12 protein-coding genes and 1 pseudogene are annotated in these 20,420 nt (G+C 60.6%); 10 read left to right on the top strand and 3 right to left on the bottom strand.

Annotated features, from left to right (window positions below):
* Window positions 1-105 precede the first annotated feature (105 nt).
* Window positions 106-822, bottom strand: a complete 717-nt coding sequence (locus tag ACEUKI_RS03460) for a gamma-glutamyl-gamma-aminobutyrate hydrolase family protein (RefSeq protein WP_115770131.1) — start codon at window positions 820-822, stop codon at window positions 106-108.
* 272 nt (window positions 823-1,094) lie between these two features.
* On the opposite strand from ACEUKI_RS03460, the pseudogene ACEUKI_RS03455 reads away from it, so the two are divergent.
* The 4 genes and pseudogenes from ACEUKI_RS03455 (at window position 1,095) to ACEUKI_RS03440 (ending at window position 6,059) form a co-directional block, all read left to right on the top strand.
* Window positions 1,095-2,674: pseudogene (locus ACEUKI_RS03455) on the top strand (hypothetical protein).
* 149 nt (window positions 2,675-2,823) lie between these two features.
* On the top strand, window positions 2,824-4,191 hold the full coding sequence (locus ACEUKI_RS03450) for an ABC transporter permease (protein WP_374156499.1): 1,368 nt from the start codon (window positions 2,824-2,826) through the stop codon (window positions 4,189-4,191).
* A complete protein-coding gene (locus tag ACEUKI_RS03445) occupies window positions 4,188-5,411 on the top strand; it encodes an ABC transporter permease (protein WP_374156498.1) in 1,224 nt (407 codons plus the stop codon). The genes ACEUKI_RS03450 and ACEUKI_RS03445 overlap by 4 nt, the downstream gene beginning before the upstream one ends.
* Window positions 5,412-5,423: 12 nt before the next feature.
* The gene (locus ACEUKI_RS03440; protein ID WP_013140272.1) at window positions 5,424-6,059 is read left to right on the top strand and encodes an ABC transporter ATP-binding protein; all 636 of its coding nucleotides are present in this window, start codon (window positions 5,424-5,426) and stop codon (window positions 6,057-6,059) included.
* Between the two features lie 318 nt (window positions 6,060-6,377).
* On the opposite strand, the gene ACEUKI_RS03435 is transcribed toward ACEUKI_RS03440, so the two are convergent.
* The gene (locus ACEUKI_RS03435) at window positions 6,378-8,201 is read right to left on the bottom strand and encodes a long-chain fatty acid--CoA ligase (RefSeq protein WP_374156497.1); all 1,824 of its coding nucleotides are present in this window, start codon (window positions 8,199-8,201) and stop codon (window positions 6,378-6,380) included.
* A 182-nt stretch (window positions 8,202-8,383) separates the two neighbouring features.
* Between ACEUKI_RS03435 and ACEUKI_RS03430 the strand changes: the two genes are divergently transcribed.
* Together ACEUKI_RS03430 and ACEUKI_RS03425 are read left to right on the top strand one after the other, a co-directional pair.
* Window positions 8,384-8,656, top strand: a complete 273-nt coding sequence (locus ACEUKI_RS03430) for an MFS transporter (RefSeq protein WP_272897649.1) — start codon at window positions 8,384-8,386, stop codon at window positions 8,654-8,656.
* 489 nt (window positions 8,657-9,145) lie between these two features.
* Entirely contained in the window at window positions 9,146-13,207 is a 4,062-nt protein-coding gene (locus ACEUKI_RS03425; protein WP_374156496.1) for an ATP-binding cassette domain-containing protein, read from the top strand.
* Between the two features lie 233 nt (window positions 13,208-13,440).
* Here the strand turns inward: ACEUKI_RS03425 and ACEUKI_RS03420 are convergent, their stop codons facing one another.
* On the bottom strand, window positions 13,441-13,839 hold the full coding sequence (locus ACEUKI_RS03420) for an MFS transporter (protein ID WP_115770737.1): 399 nt from the start codon (window positions 13,837-13,839) through the stop codon (window positions 13,441-13,443).
* Window positions 13,840-14,544: 705 nt separating this feature from the next.
* On the opposite strand from ACEUKI_RS03420, the gene ACEUKI_RS03415 reads away from it, so the two are divergent.
* The 4 genes from ACEUKI_RS03415 (at window position 14,545) to ACEUKI_RS03400 (ending at window position 20,413) form a co-directional block, all read left to right on the top strand.
* On the top strand, window positions 14,545-15,894 hold the full coding sequence (locus tag ACEUKI_RS03415) for an ABC transporter substrate-binding protein (RefSeq protein ID WP_115770736.1): 1,350 nt from the start codon (window positions 14,545-14,547) through the stop codon (window positions 15,892-15,894).
* A 234-nt stretch (window positions 15,895-16,128) separates the two neighbouring features.
* Window positions 16,129-17,076 carry a carbohydrate ABC transporter permease gene (locus tag ACEUKI_RS03410; protein ID WP_179133491.1) on the top strand — a complete coding sequence of 316 codons (948 nt, stop codon included), beginning with the start codon at window positions 16,129-16,131 and terminating at the stop codon, window positions 17,074-17,076.
* 2 nt (window positions 17,077-17,078) lie between these two features.
* Complete coding sequence (locus tag ACEUKI_RS03405) at window positions 17,079-18,086, top strand: carbohydrate ABC transporter permease (RefSeq protein WP_080785360.1); 1,008 nt, start codon at window positions 17,079-17,081, stop codon at window positions 18,084-18,086.
* A gap of 194 nt (window positions 18,087-18,280) precedes the next feature.
* Window positions 18,281-20,413 (top strand): beta-galactosidase, encoded by a 2,133-nt coding sequence (locus ACEUKI_RS03400; RefSeq protein WP_080785359.1) that lies wholly within the window; start codon window positions 18,281-18,283, stop codon window positions 20,411-20,413.
* The last annotated feature ends 7 nt before the right edge of the window (window positions 20,414-20,420 follow it).

Below are 20,420 nucleotides of genomic sequence, written 5' to 3'. Positions count from 1 at the left end.
CGCCAATCAGCGCTGGCAAGCCAGCACCGATGACTAAATCAGTCTGCTGACTGCTACCGCTGAAAAAGGGGCTGTTCCGGGAAACCGGAGCAGCCCCTTTTGCTGTTATCGGCAACTCCCCACAAACGCATCAAAAATCGCCTGCGAGCGTGGATCTACCTTGTAGAGAAACTCGGGATGCCACTGCACGGCCCATAGGAAGTGGCTTGCCGGCCGCCACAGGGCCTCGATCACGCCGTCGGGCGCGACGGCCATGACCTCGAGTCCAGCAGCAGGCTCACGAACCGCCTGATGGTGATAGCTATTCACCGCAATCTCAGTCTGCCCCGCGAACAATGAAGCCAGGGGAGTGCCGGGCACCAAGGAAACGTTATGTCCGAACGCATCGTACGGCGGATTCATATGGTGTTCGATATCGCTCGGATGCTGGCTTGGCAGATCCTGCCACAACGTGCCGCGCAGCGCTGCATTGATGAACTGAATGCCACGGCAGATGCCCAGAATCGGCTTGTCCCAAGCCATTACAGCTGGCAGCAGAATCGATTCCATTCGGTCGCGCTCAGGAGAGAGCACCTCGCTACGGCCGGTGGCGGAGGCCGCTGCACCAACCATCGGTCCCACATCCGGCCCGCCCGTAAACAGAAACGCGTCAAACCGTTCGGCGCATTGCGCAAGAATGTCGGCGTCATCGGTCAGCGGCAACATGACGGGCGTACCGCCGGCCCGCATTATCGCCTCCATATATCCGGGCAGCATCCACAGACTATCGCGCCCGTAATCCATCAGCGGAGTCACCGCAATGAGCGGTCGATTCGTAGTCATGCCTGCCTCTTTTCGCCCAAGTGTTGTTTTCGTCGTTCTGCCGCAAATCGCTTGATTCAGTGGCCAATAATGCCGCCACTGTACCGAACCAATGTAACCGGTCGGCCAACATTATTTCGTCAGCCAGCCGCGACGAGATCGCACAATGTGCCAATGATGGGGGCATTCGGTGCGACCTTGTCAATGTTCGGACCATTGCACTTTTAGCGGGAAAGCATGCCCCGACCGCGCATCATGATGAACGAGTAAGGTTGACGGGGAGAGAGAATCACATGAACCAGGCATGCGTACGCAACGACACCATCGACGCGGGCAACCATCAAAGCCGGGCGCAATACCGGTCGTTCCTGCGATTTCTGACATCGCAGGAAAGCAACGTCATTTGGCTGTTGCTGGCCATCGCTTTTCTTCCGGTGGACGGCACCACGCTCGGCCTGTACGCGCCGTTCTGGTCGCCAATCAGTCCGGCGTTGTTCGCCGTGTACTGCCTATGCAATTGGCGGCAACTGCGCATCGCAGCCAACCGGTACCTGCCAATGTTCCTCCTACCGGTGGCCTGCATAATCCTGTCCATCCCGGGATGGCTGAAGTTCGGCATCCACCTCAACGCCGCGTTCATGAGCATCACCGGATTGCTGGGCGTGCTCGCCACTTTGGGTGCGATCGCCCTTGCGTTCGACATCAAACGCATTCCGTGGCGTACGCCATTGCGGATTCTCATCGCATCATACTGGGTTTCCTTCGGAGTGGGCGTCGTGCAATGGCTGGCCATCCGTCTGCACGCCAAACCGTTGACCGACTATTTCGCGCACCTCATGTACCGGCAATACATCAGCGACAACTCGGTGTGGGGCGGCGGCCGTCCGCAGTTCCTGTTCGCCGAGCCCAGCTATATCGGCATGCACCTGTTCGGCATACTGCTTCCGCTCATGTGGCTCATGCGCGGGCGCGACCGCATCTACGCCAAACGGCTGCGTGACCTCATCGTCACGTATGCCGTCGGCGCGGTGCTCATGCAAGCCGGCACCAGAATCGTCATCGATTCCGTCGTGGCGTTGCTGATCGCCCTTGTGGCGCGCACCGATTGGCATGACGGCGCACGCCGCGTCCGGGGCATGCTGCAGATTCTCGGCGCATGCGCACTGGGCCTGCTGGGTGTGCTGGCGGATTCCAGACTCTCCGCCATCGCGGAGAACGGGGCCGAGGGAGACGGCTCGTTCTTCGCGCGGATCTACCAAAGCCTCGATCCGATATGCGGATTGCTCACCCATCCGCGGACGCTGCTCACCGGTTATGGCGCGGGCAACATCATCAATGCGGTGTGGGCCGGCGCGGCCAAAGCCGGACGGCTGCTGGACGATCTTGGCATGAACGGCGGCGCGGCTACGGGATTCGCGGCCGGCGTGAACGCGGACACGGTGTGGACGATGTGCGCGTATACCAGCGTCATCGCCGAATACGGGCTGATCGGGCTGGCCATGCTGGTCGGAGCCTCGATGGTCTGCATGACGCGCGGGAGGACGGTATGCCGTGGCGGTGCGGATGGCGCATCGTCCGACGGGCTGGCGCACGGTGTTTGTGTCACCGACGTTGCCGACGTTGCTGATGTTGCCGGGGGGGGGTAATAGTGGTGATGGCGTTGCCGGCGCGGGTTCGGGCGAATCCGGCGTTTGGCACAAGACCGTCATCTGCTGGCTCGTCCTGGTCGCATACCTGTACATCCAATGCGAGAACTATGCGTTCGCCGCTCTGCCGCTCCTCGTGTTCGCCGCCTCGAAGGTGAGGCGCGAGCGCTGATTCCTCGCGGGCCGACGCATCGACGCGGCCCGAGATGGACCAAAATCCAGAATAACCGACATTCGCCGCTGTTCCGTTTTTCGCCCAAGGCGTATCTCTCCCCGTATCTTGAGGTGCATCATGTATTGTCGCGGCTAACTAACCGGCGAAACGCGGCGTGTTTCGCATTTTGGGTGAAAAGCCCAAGGCCCACAGGAGGTATTGATGACGTTCGTTGCACGGTCGGTGCGCTATGTGCTCAGAAAACGAGTGCGAACTATAGCGCTCCTCATAATACTGACCATCATAACGGCGAGCATGCTATCCACGATCGCGGTTTCTCGGGCAGCTCAACAGGCCGCCGGACGAATCGAGAAGGAAGCGGTCGGTGGATTCGTGCTGTCCAGCAACCTGCAGGGCAGCATGCTCACGCCTCGCGGAGGCGGCATGGTACGTCCCGCCGACGTGCGCAGGATCGTCCAACTGCCCGGGGTCGATTCGTATATGGTCCGTCAGAACGCCACCGCCGATCTCGTGGGGGCGAATGTGGCGAAGGTCCCCGGCGGCGATGATTACGATGCGACCAAGGAGCAGCAGTTTGGCAACGCCGCCAACGTCATAGGCACGAATGATTCGTCGAAACTCAACGTGTTCACGTCGCGCACGCTCGGCATGGCCGAAGGACGACATCTGAAGGCCTCCGACAAGTACACGTCGATGATCCATGAGGATCTCGCCAAAGCCAACGGGCTCAAAGTCGGAGACACGCTCACGCTCAAGGCCAACGCCTATGACGCCGACAACGAATCACATTCGACGGCGACCGTCAAGACCACCATCGTGGGCATATTCAAGGGCGACAGCGCTAGAAAGGTATCCAGCCGAGCGGAACTCACCGCCAACACCATCTACACCGATCTGGATACCACACGCGACCTGTACCAGTACAAGGACGGCAAGGAAATATACCAGGACGCCACCTTCGTGCTGTCCAAGGGCGTTGACGTGGAGAAGACCATGGATGCCGCGAGGAAACTCCCGGTGGATTGGGACAACTATCAGATCACACGCAACGACCAGTATTCATCGAGCATGCTGCATGCCGCCCGCGGCGTGCGCTCCATGATGCGCGGCGCCCTGATCGGCGTGACCGTCTCGGCCGTGCTCGTGCTCAGTCTCATGCTGCTGCTGTGGATGAACGACCGCCGTCAGGAGATGGGCATACTGGTGTCCCTTGGCGTCGGCAAGCCCTCCTTGGTCGCCCAATACCTCGCCGAGATGATGCTGATCGGTCTGCCGTCCCTTGCCCTCGGCTGGCTGTGCGCGCAGGGAATGGCCCAATGGCTCGGCGCCACGGCGCTCCATTCCGTGAACGCCTCCGCGGCGAAGGAGCTGAGCAGCATGGGGCAGGTCGGCGGCGATCTTGAATCCAGCATGTCGGTGCGCACCCTGGATTCGCTCACGGTGTCGGTCGGCGGGACCGCCATGCTGTACGTGGCGCTCGGATTGTTGGCGGTGATGCTGGTGTGCGTCGCGGTGGCGTGCATGCCGATGCTGCGCAAATCGCCGCGAGACCTGTCGGAGATTCGATGATGAACATGAATGTGTGGAAGCGTGCCACGTTGGCGATTGTACGCAAGCCGGTACGCAGCGGCATCATCGGTCTGCTGATGCTGATGGTCTTCACGAGCCTGGTGGCGCAGGTCGGAGTCTCGACGGCCCTGCGTACCATGTCCGACGGCATCGGCGCGGGCATGGGCATAGGGTTTACCGTCAGCGCCGGCGAGAATCCCATCAGCGCCGAGGAGGCGAGCCGGTTCTCGCGTATCCCCGGTGTGACGAAGACCGCCTATGCGACGAAGACCTTGGCGCAGGTGGATGGCGCGCGCCCGGTCATGCCTCGGCAGGGCCCCCGATTGGACTCCGATCTGGCCATGCAGGTCAGCGTGCTGGGCACCACCGATTCCTCATTGTCCGAGGAATTCCAGAGCGGCCTGTACCGCCTGGAGCAGGGCCGCCATATCTCGGGCGACGGTGACAATGTGCTGGTCCACCGCGACTTCGCGCTGCAGAACGGCCTATCGGTCGGCTCGACATTCCGTCTCCGGCAGGAGGGACGCAACGCCACGGTGCGTGTGGGCGGGATCTTCTCCGGCAACGTGCAGGCCCAAAGCCCCCTGCCCTCGGACACTTCCGAGAACCTCATCTATTCGGGTAGGCGAGTGGCTTCCGCTCTGACCGGAAACGACCGGATCGACATGATCCGATGCCTGTCGGATAATCCGCAGGACCTGTCCGCGGCTGTTGGACGGGCCAAGACCATGGCCGGCGGCAAGTGCGACGTCACCGACGATTCGGCCCGGCTCTCCGGCGTCCTGCAATCCGTGCAGACGGTGCGTGATCTGGTGCGCATGGTGCTGCTGTCCGTCTGCCTCGCGGACGTACTGGTGCTGGCGATGGCGCTGGTCTTCTGGATTCGCTCACGCATCCATGAGATAGGCACGCTTCTGGCCCTCGGCATCGACAAGATGCGGATCGTTGCACAACTCGCCATCGAAACCGGACTCATGGCGGCAGTCGCCGCCCTGTGTTCGCTGGGCACCGGCGCCATGCTGTCGGGATACGTGTCTTCCCGACTGTTGCGCGATTCAGGCGTCGCGCCGTTGGAATCGTTGCACGTGGAGGCCTTGCCGCCTGAGCAGACGATGCTCATCCTGCTGCTCGGATGCGCGGTCATCGCCGTGGCCCTTGCCGTGTCATGCGCCGCCGTGCTGTTCAAATCCCCGAAATCCATTCTTTCCTCTATGCGTTAGGAGTCACTAATTATGTCTAACTGTCTGCAACTGGACCATGTCGATTACGCCTACGGCGCGGCGAAGATCCTTGTTCTCTCGGATGTCAGCGCGGATTTCGAATCCGGGAAGATGTATGCGATCACCGGCCCGTCCGGCGCCGGCAAGAGCACGCTGCTGTCGCTGCTGGCCGGTCTGGACGCCCCCTCCCGGGGAGTGGTCCGCTTCGAAGGGGAGGACATCGCCGCATCGGGCTATGCGAAGCACCGTCGGGAGCACGTGTCCCTGGTGTTCCAGGACCATAACCTGATTGACTACCTCACCCCCGAAGAGAACCTGCGGCTGGTCAGCACCAAGGCCGATATGAAGATCCTCGAGGAACTGGGTTTGAGCCGTGAGGAATCCAAGCGCAACATCATGCACCTGTCGGGCGGCCAGCGTCAACGGGTGGCGGTCGGCCGCGCGCTGGTCGCCCCGGGCCGCGCGATCCTCGCGGACGAGCCGACGGGCAGCCTCGACCCGGAGATGACCGACGAGGTGATTCATCTGCTGCAGCACGCCGCCCATCAGCTCGGCAAATGCGTGATCGTGGTGACGCATTCCAAGCGCGTCGCCGATTCCGCCGATGTCGTGCTGCGTCTCAGGAGCAAGAAACTGACCCGGGCGTGACCCACCTGGGCCGGGCGGCACCCATACACCGCTTCGGCATTTCGGCACCCCGGCGACCGGGCACTCCGGTATCCCGGCCCTTCGGCATTCTGGCACCCCCGCGCTCCGGCACCCCGGCGACCCACTCGCGTTGCCGGGGTGCCGTATTCGTTCTGCGCCATAATGTGCGTGATAATGGAACCATGCCAGTGATGAATGATGAAGTGCCCGGCGAGGTTGAACCGCACCCCGATTGTTGGACTGGAGTAATCCAGATTCGATGATCGGAGGTGCGGTTCAAAAGGCCCTTTCTTTGTGTCGGATTACGAACCGTGCGTCTCACCGCTTGCCGTTGTAGATCTCGTTGTCGATCACATCGGCGAACACGCGGTTGACGGCCGGGCGCACTACCTTCAGCGACGGCGTCAGGCACTTGTTCTCCTGCGTGAATTGCGTGTCCAGCACGGCGAACTTGCGCACGGATTCGGCACGCGAGACCGTCGCGTTCGCCTTGTCCACGTACTGCTGGATCTCCTCGCGCGCCGCGGCGTTCGTGGCGAGCCGGTCGACCGGCGTCTCCGTGGACAGGCCGTGCGCGGGCAGCCAAATGGCCAGCGACTCCGGGTCAAGCGTCACCAGCGCGCCGATGAACGGGCGCTGGTCGCCCACCACCACGCAGTGCTCCACGATCGGGCACTTGGCGATCTCCTCCTCCAGTGGGATGGGGGAGACGTTCTTGCCGCCGGCGGTAATAATAATGTCCTTGATACGGCCGGTGATGATGATGTGGCCGGCGTCATCGATCTCGGCCAAGTCGCCGGTCCTGAGCCAGCCGTCGGCGGTGAATGCCTCGGCCGTCTTCTCCGGCAGATTGTGGTAGCCGCGGAACACGTTCGGGCCCTTGACCTGCAGTTCGCCTTCGTCGGAAATGCGAATCGAGGAGCCGGGCGCGGGCTGGCCTACGGTGCCGATCACATTGTCGGTCACGCGCGTGGCGGCGAACGGGGCGGCGGTTTCGGTCATGCCGTAACCCTGAATCATCGGCAGACCGATGCCGTTGTAGAAATGCGCCAGATCGAGCGACAGCGGTGCGCCGCCGCAGGCCACGTACTTGATCTTCGGGCCCAGAGCACCGCGCACCGTGCGGTAGACGAGCGTTTCGTACTTGGCGCGCTCGGCGATTTCGGCAAATGTGTGCTGCTCGCCGGCCTGCTCCTTGCGGCTCCAGACGCGCGCGGCCTCGGCGGCTTTGACAAACAGGCGGCCCTTCCAGCCGGCACCGGCCTTATGCGAGGCGGCGTTGTACACCTTCTCGAACACGCGCGGCACGCCCAGCAGGTAGGTCGGTTCAAACGAACGCAGGTCCGGCAGCAGGGTTTTGGTGTCCGGCAGATAACCGACCACGCCGTCATCGGAGGCGATGGAGGCGTACTGGATGAATCGTGCGAAGCAGTGGGCCAGCGGCAGGAAGAGCAGCAGGCGCGGATGGTCGTCAAGCACCACTTCATGCAACGCCTGCGAGGCGGAGATGGTGATGGACACGAAGTTCTTGTGGGTCAGTTCGGCACCCTTCGGGTTACCGGTGGAGCCCGAGGTGTACACGATGGTGGCCAGGTCGTCCGTGCGCACGGTGGCCACGCGCTCGTTCAGTTCCTCGTCCGAAACGGCCACGCCTAGGCCTTCCAAAGCGTCCAGCGCGTTGCCCTCGATCATGAGAATCTGCTTCAAGGCGGGGCAGTGGTCCTTGACCGAGTCGAGCCGGTCGAAGCGATCGCGATTGTCGGCAAAGGCCAGCTTGACCGCCGAATCGTTCATGATGCGCTGGGCCTGCGGGGCAGAGTCGGTGTCATAGATCGGCACGCTTACCGCGCCCACCGCGGTCAGTGCGAAATCGAGAATGCCCCATTCTAGACGGGTGGAGGAAAAGATGGTCACCGCGTCGCCCTTGGCGATGCCGAGCGCGATCAGGCCCTTGGCGGCCGAGACCACGCGCTCGTGGAATTCGCCGGTGGTGACGTTCTGCCAGCGGCCGGGGCCGATTTTCTTGGCGGCGATTACCGTGTCCGCGCCGGTGCGGGCAAGGCGATCGGTAAGTAGGGAGTAGATGGTCTGGTTGTCGCGGATTTCGATGGATTCGCCAGGCGTGGTGTAGTGGTCAAGCATAAGCGGGCCGTGTCCTTACGTGCGTTGCGTGATGGCTGTTGACAAAATCGAGCCATTCTGACAAGTTAGGTTACGCTGGCGTAAGGTTGCGCGCGTTGTGGGCAATGGAGAAGTTGTCTGTCTGGTTTTGTGGATTGTATACAACGCCGTGTCTAACCGGTTTGCTCTACGGTTATGACACCGTGTCCATTTCGGGAGCCATCGACTTCCTGCAGGACAAGTACGCGCTGAGCCCGGCCCTGCAGGGTCTGGCCATCAGCTCCATCATCATCGGCGGCGTGATCGGCGCCGGCTTCTCCGGCTTCCTGTCCGATAAGTATGGCCGCCGCCGAAGCACTGGTCGCCGCGCAAAAGCAGCACTAGGCCGCGCTTGCTGCGTCTATTGGCGAATTGATCATATGGGTCGTCTGCGTGCAGACGACCCTTTTGCGTTCCGTCGGCTTCTGACACCGTAGAAACGTGCTTTCTCGGCTTCGAGGGGCTGATTTTGCCTTTATCCGGAAGTCTACTTCCACTTCGAGGGGCTGATGCCCAAGTAGACGCGACCCTAAAACGGCGGAATGACGTTGACGTGTAGCGTTTATACTTCCGATTACATGGATGAGGAGCCCCTCGAAGCGGAGATAGACTTCTGGCAAATGCGAAATCAGCCCCTTGAAACGGAAGTAGACCTCCGGCAAACGCAAAAACTAGCCTCCTCGAAACGGATAAATGCACGTATTGGGTGTAGTGGATGCTTCAGCCCCTGATATCGAAGCATATTTTTTCTGGTTGGCGCGTCTAGCATGCGCACTCCGCAATCGAAAATTCTGTGGCCTCTCTCACTTTAAAAGTCTGGCGTGTGCGAGGGCGTTCGCTTAAGGTGAATGGGATTGCGCGGAATGTGGAGCGCAGGTACACATGACGAGGGCACACCGCAACAACACGGCAAGGGGAAGCGAACCATGTTCGACAAACGACTGTTCCAATTGGCGCCTGGCTTGAAAAAACTCATAGCCGGCAAAGTGGCCCTGATGTGGGTAGGTCTGCTTGCCAACATTGGTTTTATGCTGTCGCTGGTAATGCTGCTGAACAGCTTGCTGACCGCTGTGGCACCGCCGCTGCTCCAATGCGGCGGCACTTCGCAAGGCGCGGCCTGCCCCGTGCCGTTGTCTGATCGGCACGGCGCGGGTGTGCTGCCCATGGCTGGCGACGTCATGATTTACGTGCTGCTTGCGCTGGTCTGTATAGCGGTCCGTTACACGGCCACCACGCACGCCACCCGTCTCGGCACCGAAGCCGCCGAACGAGTCAAACTGGCTTTGCGATCCAAGCTGTACCGCAAAATGGTGGCACTCGGCCCGTCCTACAAAACCCGCATCAAGACCTCGGATGTGGTGCAATCCGCCGGCGAAGGTGTTGAACAGATTCAAAGCTTCTTTGAACTGTTCCTGCCGCAGCTCTTCTATGCGATTCTTGCGCCAATCACCTTGTTCGTGGCCATTGCGCCGATTAACGTGCCCGCTGCTGCCGTCATGCTGGTCTGCGCGCCGCTCATCATCATCGTGACCGGCATCGTCTCCATGACCGCCGCCCGCGCCTTCAAGAAGTACTGGGTGCGCTACACCGATATGGGCGCCGCGTTCCTCGACAATCTCCAAGGCCTTGAGACCCTGAAAAACTTCGACGCCGACGAGCGCGCCGCCATCGAGATGGACAAGAAAGCCGAAGGCTTCCGCGTGATGACCATGCGGGTGTTGCAGATTCAGCTGCGCTCGCTGACCGCCATGGACATAGTGGCCTACGGCGGTGCTGCGGCCGGCATCGGTGTGGCGTTATGGCAATACGCGCATATTGGCGATGCTTTTGCCAATGGTGCGTCCGGCTGGTCGCCAATCGCACTGGCCTCACATCTGCCTGGTGTGCTTGCCTACGCGGCATACGGCCTGCACTATCTCATCCCGTTCGGGGTGGGCTACCCGCTGTCTCTTACCGGTCTGCTGTTCATTGTGCTGCTGTCCGCCGAATTCTTTATTCCCATGCGTCAGCTTGGCTCGTTCTTCCACGTGGCGATGAACGGCATGACCTCCACCAAGCGCATCTTCGCTCTGCTGGACACCCCGGAGCCCGAGCATGGCACGGCGACCCTGCCGGCCAACGATTCCGATTCCGCTGACGACGGTCTGACGGTCCGCTTCGACCACGTCGGCTATTCCTATGATGATGCCGGGCACGGCGACTCCAAGTCCGCATCCGCAAAGGCCGATAAGCAAGATGAAACCAGCCCCAATTCCGCCGTCGCTCCTGCGCTCACCAACATCACCTTCGCCGCACAGCCCGGTCAGTTCATCGCCATTGTTGGCATCTCCGGTTCCGGCAAGTCCACGGCCGCCTCGCTGCTCGCCGGTACACTGGCCGGTTACCGAGGTTCGCTCACGCTGAACGGCGTCGAGGTATCCGATTTGTCAGGCGAAACACTGGCCGGAGCCGTCACTGTGATTGGTACCAGCAGCCATCTGTTTGCGGGCGCATTGCGCGAGAATCTTCTGATGGCCTTGCCCGATGACGAGATTCCTGATTCGCCGGATTCCGCGGACTCCCGTCTGTGGTCCGCACTCGAGCAGGCGCGCATTGCCGACTTCGTGCACGCACAGCCGGACGGACTGGGCATGCCGATTGAGTCCGATGCCGCCAACCTGTCCGGCGGCCAGCGCCAGCGCATCGCCATCGCCCGCGCGCTCCTGCATGATTCGCCGGTATTTGTGTTCGATGAGGCGACCAGCAGCGTTGACATGGAATCCGAAGAGCTGATCCTGGATACAATTCGCGAATTGGCACAATCCCGCGGCAAGACGGTTATTATGATCACCCATCGCATGGCCAACGCCGAACACGCTGATCAAGTGGTGGTGCTCGAACACGGCAAGTCGGTTGAGAGGGGCGCCCATACCGAGCTGATGACGGCGGACGGCGTCTACGCCAAGCTGTTTACCACGCAGGCAAATATTGAGAACTTCGGAGAAGGCCATGCTCGGCGTGTGCTGCAGGTTGGTCCCCGCAAGCAGGAGCTGTCCGACGACAGTCGGACTGGGGGTGGCGCAGCGCGCGTAAGCGCAGAGGCGGGTATGACGGTTGACTGCCTGCAGTCAGCTTTGCCGACGGCTTCCGCTGGCGGGAGTGAGCAGGCCTCGGCTGAGACTCCGGCTGGTGTTGCAAATAGCGATTCGTCTTCCAAAATGAGCACATTCCAAGTGATCAGACGACTGCTTAAGGAAGCCCGACCGCTGGCAGGACTGATGGCAGCGGCCTCCACCGCCGGCACCATCGGCCATCTTTCGGCCACCTTCCTGCCCGTGTTCGGCATTATCGCGGCATTTGCACTTACCGGTAATCCGGTGTGGGGCATGGGTGTTGCGCCCGCCGTCATCATGATGATTATCTGTGCTCTTCTGCGTGGCATCACCCGATACATTGAACAATATCTGAACCACAATGTGGCATTCCATCTGCTCGCACTCTTCCGTTCCAAGGCGTTCGCCGCGTTGCGCAGACTGGCGCCGGCCAAGCTCGCGGGCAAAGGTAAGGGCAACCTTATCGCCATGCTGACCACCGATGCGGAACTGCTTGAGATCTTCTTTGCCCACACCATCAGTCCGGTGGCCATCGCGGTAACCTCCACCATCATCTACACGATTGTGGCCGCCACCCTAAGCCCATGGATGGCGCTGGCGTTGATTGCCGCCCACCTGGTTATCGGCATCCTTGTGCCGCGATTCTTTGCCACCGGCGTACGTAACCTTGGCCCTGCCATCCGTGGCGCTGCCGGAGAACTCGACAATGTGATGCTCGATGACATGCGCGGCCTGGACGAAATCATCCGATTTGGCCGCGGCGAGGAACGTGCGCAGGCCATCGAGGACCGTACCCATGCGTTGTGGAAGGATCACGCCAAACTCAGCAAGGTCGACGGCCGTTTCACCGGAATCAGCGGACTCTTGGTGGCTGTGCTCACAGCGGCTTCGATCGCCGTGGCTATTGCCTGTGCCGGCGCGAACCCGCAGAGCATTCCGGCTCTGATTGACGCCTTCGTGCTGTTCGCCAGCTCGTTCGGACCGACTTTGGCGCTCGCCGCCTTGCCCGCTAACCTGACTCAGACCTTCGCGTCCGCTAGCCGGCTGTTCGGACTGATGGACGAGGTGCCCGCTGTGACCGAGAACGGCACTGTTGTGCCGCAGGAGTATATGGGCATGCGTCTTGATGACGTCACCTTTGCATATGCGGGGGAGCACGAAGTCCTGTCCGACTTCTCGCTTGACGTGCCGCAGCATGGCGTGCTGGGTATCCAGGGGCCGTCCGGCCGGGGCAAGTCCACCATGCTCAAGCTGTTGCTGCGCTACTGGGATCCGCAGCGCGGTCAGGCGACGTTGTCCGGCACGCCGTTACCCGAGGTCGATGTGCATGCCCGCCGACGTATTCAGGCCATGATGAGTCAGGAAACCCACCTGTTTGATGGCTCTATCCGAGACAATCTGCTGATTGCTTTGCCTGAGTCCGAGGTTGAAGCTGCAAATGTTGCAGGCAATGGGGAAGTGGGTGCCAAGACCGTTGATTCCCGACGGCAGCAGTTGGCGGCGCAATCGGCAGAGGGCGATGCCGTTCAGGTGGCAGCAGCTGACGGTCTCGACGCTCGTTTGCGTCAGGCTCTCGCCAAGGCCTCCGTGCTTGATTTCATTGATTCCTTGCCCGATGGCCCTGATACTCAGGTAGGCGAGCTGGGCGACCGTCTATCCGAAGGTGAACGCCAGCGTATCGGTTTGACTCGTGTGTTCCTGCGCAATGCTGATCTGGTGCTTTTCGACGAGCCGACCAGCCGTTTGGATGCTTTGAACGAGGCTATTATTCTACGTTCCATTCACGCTATGGCCGTGGGTGAGCAGCATGCAGACAAGGAGCGCGGCGCGGCTGTGGTGCTGGTCTCCCACCGCGAATCCGCCATGCGCATTGCTGATGCGGTACTCAATCTGTAGCTGCCTGTAACTACGCGGGAATCACATCGCATTGCGTTACGTTACTGCGTTGCACTGCGGTTCCTCGCGGGTGGCGGCGATGCCATCTCCGGTCGTCATTGCGTTGCTGCGTTTGTGTTGCGATATGTGATGTGGCAACGCAGCAATGCGGCAATGCAATGTGATGTGGCAACGTGGCAACGTAGCGATGCAATAACGCGGCAACATGGCAATGCAGTAACGCAACGGAGCATTCACGCCTTGATCAAAGTGCCGATGATGAGCGCCTTCCGCAGCCCCGGGCGGAACAGGTCGTGAAATTCATGCGACATTTCGGTTTCGAGTTTGACCGATGCATGGATGTCGTCAGTGCGAAGGCGTGCCTGTTCGGTGCCGATGATGTGCTCGAGCACCGCGAATCCCTCTTCGGTCCTGCCGGCTTGAATGAGGAATCGTGGGCTTTCCGGTGCTCGCACCATGGAGAGCAGGAACGCGGCGGCCGGAATCGCACCCAGCCCCAGCATCCAACGCCAACCGGTGTTGACATCCCAGCTTCTGGAACCGTAGGAGGCGATGATGTAGTTGATGACATTGGTCAGGAAGATGCCGCATACCGCGAGGAGCTGATAGGAAAAGGCAAGCAGACCGCGGATATTGGCCGGCGCTTAAGGCCAGACCGAACGTATATTTGCCCGATCCGTGAGTACGTATGGTTGTTCCCAAGGGATTGCGCTGCTTGGAAGCAGCTTGAAACAGGCCCGCCATGTGCTCTTCCTCTCAATGCAGCTATGGGGGTGCCTGTTCATGCTAGTCAGATTCTTGTCATATGGCGTTGAATATCTACAAATGTGGGCACTAGTGAGGCGACTGAGTGGTGGAATCGCGCCGTGGTGTGTGGTGTTGGGGACTCACGAGCATGCTGCGCGTTATTTGGTGGTGTGCTGAGAGTCGTGACCTACTCACGTTGGGGGAGGGGATGAAGAGCCTCTGAGACAAGTCGCTGTTCGACTGGAGATTTGCTCACGTGGAAAGCATGGAAAAGGCGAAAAAATCAGGCGTGTCGGGTGATTTGACAAATTGGTACACAGGTGTATCATCTTAGGTATTGGTACACGGGTGTACCAAAGAAAACACCCCAAGGAAAGGTGGCCAGAGGAGACTTCGCAAGCGGCCAAACGAATTGAAATCCAACGCAGCAGTCGATTCGTTTTTGGCAATCGGAAGGCAGTCGTCAACAATCGGAAGGCAGCCAAAGACAGCCGGAAGATAACCGAGAAGTAACCGGACGAAAACCGGAAGCCAGTCGGAAGAAAGCCAACCACCCGCAAGCCAACTCCAATGGTCCAGGAGGAGATAACATGCGCAACACCAAGAAGGTCATCGCGGCAACGGCAGCCGTGGCCACGCTCGTCGGTCTCGCCGCCTGCGGCAGCAGCAACGACAACAGCGCCAACAAGGGTGACGCCGACAAGGCCGAACTCGTGTTCTGGGGCTGGGATTCCGGCAACTCGATGAAGGAAATCCTCGCTGACTTCGAGAAAGCCAACCCCGGCATCACCGTCAAGTTCAACAACACCGGCACCGCCGAGAAGACCTCCACCGCGCTCTCCAACGCCATCGCCGCAGGCAACGGCGCCCCTGACGTCGTGATGCTCGAAGATCCGACCGTCACCCAGTTCGCCGTCACCGATGGCCTCGTGGACCTGAGCGAATTCGGCGCCGACAAACTCGCCGACGACTTCGCCGCCGGCCCGTGGAACAAGCTCCAGTACAACAACAAGCCGTACGCTCTGCCGATTGATTCCGGCCCCGAAATGTTCTTCTACAACAAGGCAGTGTTCGACAAGGCCGGCGTGGACGGCGAGTCCATCAAGACCTGGAACGACTACTACGAGGCCGCCAAGAAGATCCGTGCCACCGGCTCCTACATCACCAATCTGGCCGGTACCTCCAACGACTATCAGCCGTTCACCGCCCAGATCTGGCAGGCCGGTGCCCAGCCGTGGAAGGTCGATGGCGAGAACATCACCATCAACATGACCAAGGACGAGGGCATGCAGCGCTATATCCAATTCGTCCAGAAGCTCATCGACGAAGACCTCGTGGACACCAAGACCCCGAACTGGTCCGACGATTGGAACCGCGAGCTCAACGATGGCACCCTCGCCTCCCTGACCATCGGCGCTTGGATGCCGATCAACCTCATGACCGGCGCCCCCGATCAGGCCGGCAACTGGCGCGTCGCCCAGCTGCCGCAGTGGGAGGAAGGCAAGGAAGTCTCCGCCGAAGACGGTGGCTCCGCACTTGCCGTCACCTCGCAGTCCAAGAACCAGGCCGCTGCCTACAAGCTCGTTGAGTACATGACTCATGGCGAGGGCGCCCAGACCATGGCCGACACCGGTACCTTCCCGTCCCTGAAGAAGATCCTCCGGTCCGACTCCTTCACCGACCCGACCACCGAGTCCAACAAGAAGACCAACGACTACTTCGGCGGTCAGAACGTCAACGAAGTCCTTTCCGCCGCGGCTCAGCGCCCGACCGAGAAGTTCCAGTACCTGCCGTACAACCCGTACGCCCAGACCGCTTACGGCGACGAAGTCTCCAAGGCCTACTCCGGCGACATCACCCTGGAGAAGGCGCTTGAAAACTATGCCAACAAGCTCGCCGAGCAAGGCAAGCAGCAGGGCTACAACGTCACCGTCAAGTGACGCAATCCGATCTATTACCGGTACATCCGGCACTGACCAACAATCAAAACCTGCGGCTAGGCCACTCTCCTTCCGCCTAGCCGCCCGATCTCCCAAAGCGGGGATGCTCCCCAGTGTCCCCGCTTTCCCATGCCCTCGCCTGACGTGACCGCTCCAATCGAGCGACCCCCTGGTAGCGGGCGCAGCACAGCAATCCGTATTCCAAGAAAGCAATCGATTATGTCCGATCAAACAATGGCCGCAGCCCCGCAGCCAACGGTGGGAATCCTGCCTGAGGAGGCGGATCTGCACACGGCCGAGGCCCGCGTCAACAAGCACAAGGCCGACTGGCGCGGCTGGAAGTTCATGTGGCTGTTCGCCGTGGTGTTCGTCTTCGTGTTCATCATCCCGATTGTGTACGCCATTTACATCTCCTTCTTCAAAAAGCAGATGGTCGGCGGCACCAAGTTCGTCGGCTTCGAGAACTACGCCCGACTGATTCAGGATCCGCAGTTCTGGAGCTCGGTGGGCCGCGTCACTATCTTCACCGTATTCCAGGTGCCGATCATGCTGTTTCTGGCCGCAGCCATGGCCCTCGCTTTGGATTCGATGAAGCTGCATGGCACCAAGTTCTTCCGCATCTCCACATTCCTGCCCTATGCGGTGCCCGCAGTGGTCTCCACCATGATTTGGGGCTTCGTGTATGGCGCCAAATACGGTCTGGTCGGCTCCCTCAACGACTTCCTCGGCACCAACATCGATGTGCTCAACCCCGACGTGCTGCTTGCATCCATCGCGAACATCAACACGTGGGAATATGCCGGCTACAACATGCTGATTTTTTACAGCTCCCTAAGCACCATTCCGCACAGCTTGTATGAGGCCGCCTCCATCGACGGCGCTTCGGAGTGGCAGATTGTTAAGAAGATCAAGCTGCCGGAGCTGAAGGGCTCGCTGGCCATCACGGTGATCTTCTCGATCATCGGCAGCTTCCAGCTGTTCAACGAGCCGAGCATTTTGCAGAACATGGTTCCGGGCAACGCGATCACCACGTACTACACGCCGAACATGTACGCCTACAACCTGAGCTTCACCGGCAATCAGAGCAACTATGCCGCAGCTCTGGCCATCGTGATGGCCATCATCACCATGGCCATTGCGTATGTCGTCCAGCTTAAGAGTATGAAGGAGCAGATGAAGTAATTATGAGCACTGCAACCATGACTTCAACAACAACCATGACCCCGGCCGATCTCAAGGCTCAGGAAAAGGCCGCCAAGAAGGTCGAGAAGGAGCGTCAGAAGCGCATCGACGCCGACGAGAAGGCCGAGCGCAAGCGCGCCGCCAAGACCGGTTTCTCCAACCCGGCGAACCCGACCCGCTCGATGGCCTTGACCATCGTGTGCGCGATTTTCGCGGTCTACTGCCTCTTCCCGTTTGTCTACCTGATGATTAACGCCACCAAGACCCAGTCCGACTTCACTGCGACGTTCGGCCTCGGTTTCGGCAAAACGTTCGCCCTGTTCGACAACATCGCCACGGTGTTCACCTATCAGGACGGTATCTTCGGCCGCTGGTTCGTCAACACGATTCTGTATGTGGTGGTCGGCGCCGGCGGTGCCACCTTGCTGGCCATCATGGGCGGCTATGCGCTGGCCAAGTTCCGCTTCCCCGGCCGCAAGCTGTGCTTCGTGATCATCATCGGCGCCATTTCGGTGCCGGGCATCGCGCTGGCCGTGCCGCAGTTCCTGCTGTTCGCCAAGATGGGCCTCATGAACACCCCGTGGTCGATGATTATCCCGAGTTTGGTATCCACGTTCGGTCTGTATCTGATGTGGATCTTCTCCGATCAGGCCGTGCCGGATGAGCTGCTTGAGGCCGCGCGCGTGGATGGTGCCGGCGAGTTCCGCACCTTCTTCCAGATTTCCCTGCCGCTGCTGGCACCCGGCATCGTGACCACTGCATTGTTCGCCATTGTGGCGACGTGGAACAACTACTTCCTGCCGTTGATCATGTTGAAGGATTCCAACTGGTACCCGTTGACGATCGGTCTGAACCAGTGGAAGGACCAGGCTTCAACCGCAGGCGGTCAAGCTATCCAAAACCTCGTGATTACCGGTTCGCTGATCACGATCATCCCTCTGGTGATTGCGTTCCTGTGCCTGCAGAAGTACTGGCAGTCCGGCCTCGCCGCAGGCGCCGTCAAGGAGTAGTTGCTACTCCTTCTGGTTCTCCTCAGTCCGCTTCGCGGACAGCTCCCCTCAGAGAGGGGAGCTGGAGAAATGGGGTCTTGTCTCCCTTCTCTGAGGAGAGCTGTCGAACGCAGTGAGACTGAGGGGGAGCCAAAGCCCAAAACCGGCAAACACAGCACCGGCCATAAGCCGATACAATGAAGGACTTGATTGATATGACTACTCGCAGAGCATTCCGTTGGCCGTCTTTGTTGACGCCGAATGGTCGTGGCATCGCGTTCGGCGGCGACTACAATCCGGATCAGTGGCCGGAGGAGACGCTGGACGAGGACATCCACCTGATGACCCAGGCTGGCGTCAACACTGTGGCCCTTGCCATCTTCAGCTGGGACAGGATCGAACCGCGCGAGGGCGAGTTCACGTTCGAGTGGCTTGACCACGTGATCGACAAGCTCGGCGCGGCGGGCATCGCCGTGGACCTGGCCTCGGCCACTGCCACGGCCCCGTTGTGGCTGTACGAGCGTCATCCTGAGGTGCTGCCAATCGACCGATACGGCCATGTGGTCAACGCGGGCTCACGCCAGTCGTGGCAGCCTACAAGCCCGGTGTTCAAGGAATACGCGCTGCGCCTGTGCCGCAAACTTGCCGAACACTACAAGGACAATCCATACGTGACGACCTGGCACATGGGCAACGAATACGGCTGGAACAACCGCTACGACTACTCCGACAACGCCCTGGCCGCGTTCCGCACGTGGTGCGAGGCCAAGTACGGTACCATCGACGCGTTGAACGAAGCGTGGGGTACGGCGTTCTGGTCCCAGCACGTCAACAGCTTTGCCGAGGTGCTTCTGCCTCGCCACATGGGCGGCGACAGCATGGTCAACCCGCCCCAGCAGTTGGATTACGAGCGGTTCGGCAACGACATGCTGCTCGACTTCTACAAAGCCGAACGCGACGCCATCGAGCAGATCTGCCCCGGCAAGCCGTTCACCACGAACTTTATGGTCTCCACCGACCAATGCACCATGGACTACGCGCAATGGGCAAACGAAGTGGACTTCGTGTCCAACGATCACTACTTCCATGAGGGCGAATCCCATCTGGACGAGCTCGCCTGCTCGGACGCGCTCATGGACTCGCTTGCGCTGGGCAAGCCGTGGTACGTGATGGAGCACTCCACCTCAGCCGTGCAGTGGAAGCCGCTGAACATGCGCAAGCGCGCCGGCGAGCTCATGCGCGACTCCTTGGCCCACGTGGCCATGGGTGCCGACGCCATCAACTTCTTCCAATGGAGGCAATCCGCATCGGGTGCCGAGGCATTCCACTCCGCGATGGTGCCCCACGCGGGCTCCGATACGAAACTGTTTCGAGGTGTGTGCGAACTCGGCGCCGCGCTGAAGACGCTGTCCGACGCGGGTGTGCAAGACACGGAACTGAAGCGCGCGGACACGGCGATTCTGTTCAGTGCGGAATCCGAATGGGCCACTCGCTCCGAGACCCTGCCCAGCATGAAACTCAATCACTGGCATGACGTGCGCGACTGGTACCGTGGCTATCTTGATACCGGAGCGCGCGCGGACGTGGTACCGCTCGCCTACGATTGGAGCGGGTACCAGACTATCGTGCTGCCCACCGTGATCGCCCTGTCCGACGAGGATACCCGTCGCATCACAGACTTCGCCGAAAACGGCGGTACGGTCATCGTCGGCTACGCCACCGGCCTGATCGACGAACACTTCCACATCGGCCTCGGCGGCTACCCCGGCGCCGGCAACGGGCTCCTGCGCGACATGCTCGGCATCCGCTCCGAAGAATTCAACATCCTCGGAGAAGAAGCCGAAGACGAACCGGTCGAAATCGGTTTGTCGAATGGACTCACGACCCGTCTGTGGCAGAATGACGTGACCTCGGTCGCTCCAGACACTCGCGTGCTTGCCACGTACATGGGTACAGCCGCTGCTGATTGGGAGCTCGACGGCGTCCCCGCCATCACCAGTCACCCCCACGGCCAAGGCACCGCCATCTACGTGGGCTGCGACCTCAACCGTCACGACATTGCCCAGCTGCTCAAAGCACTTGGCTCCCGCTGGCGGGAGCTGTCGGCGCAGCCGACTGAGGGTGGTCAAACTCCAACCTATCCCACCACAGATCCCCGCATCCTGCGCACCATCCGCCGATCCGCAGACGGCTCCACCCGCTTCGATTTCTACCTCAACCGCTCAAACCAGCCCGTCGCCATCAACGGTGTGGAAGGAGAGCTCATCATCGCCTACCGTTGCGAGGCCGACACCACCGGCTATACGCTGAATCGCAATGCCATTCTTATCGCTAAAGCGTCCTGCTAGACCGCGC

It is taken from the genome of Bifidobacterium sp. 2450 (assembly GCF_041900695.1).
GTDB lineage: Bacteria > Actinomycetota > Actinomycetes > Actinomycetales > Bifidobacteriaceae > Bifidobacterium > Bifidobacterium longum.
This window is presented reverse-complemented; position numbering and strand designations above follow the sequence as displayed.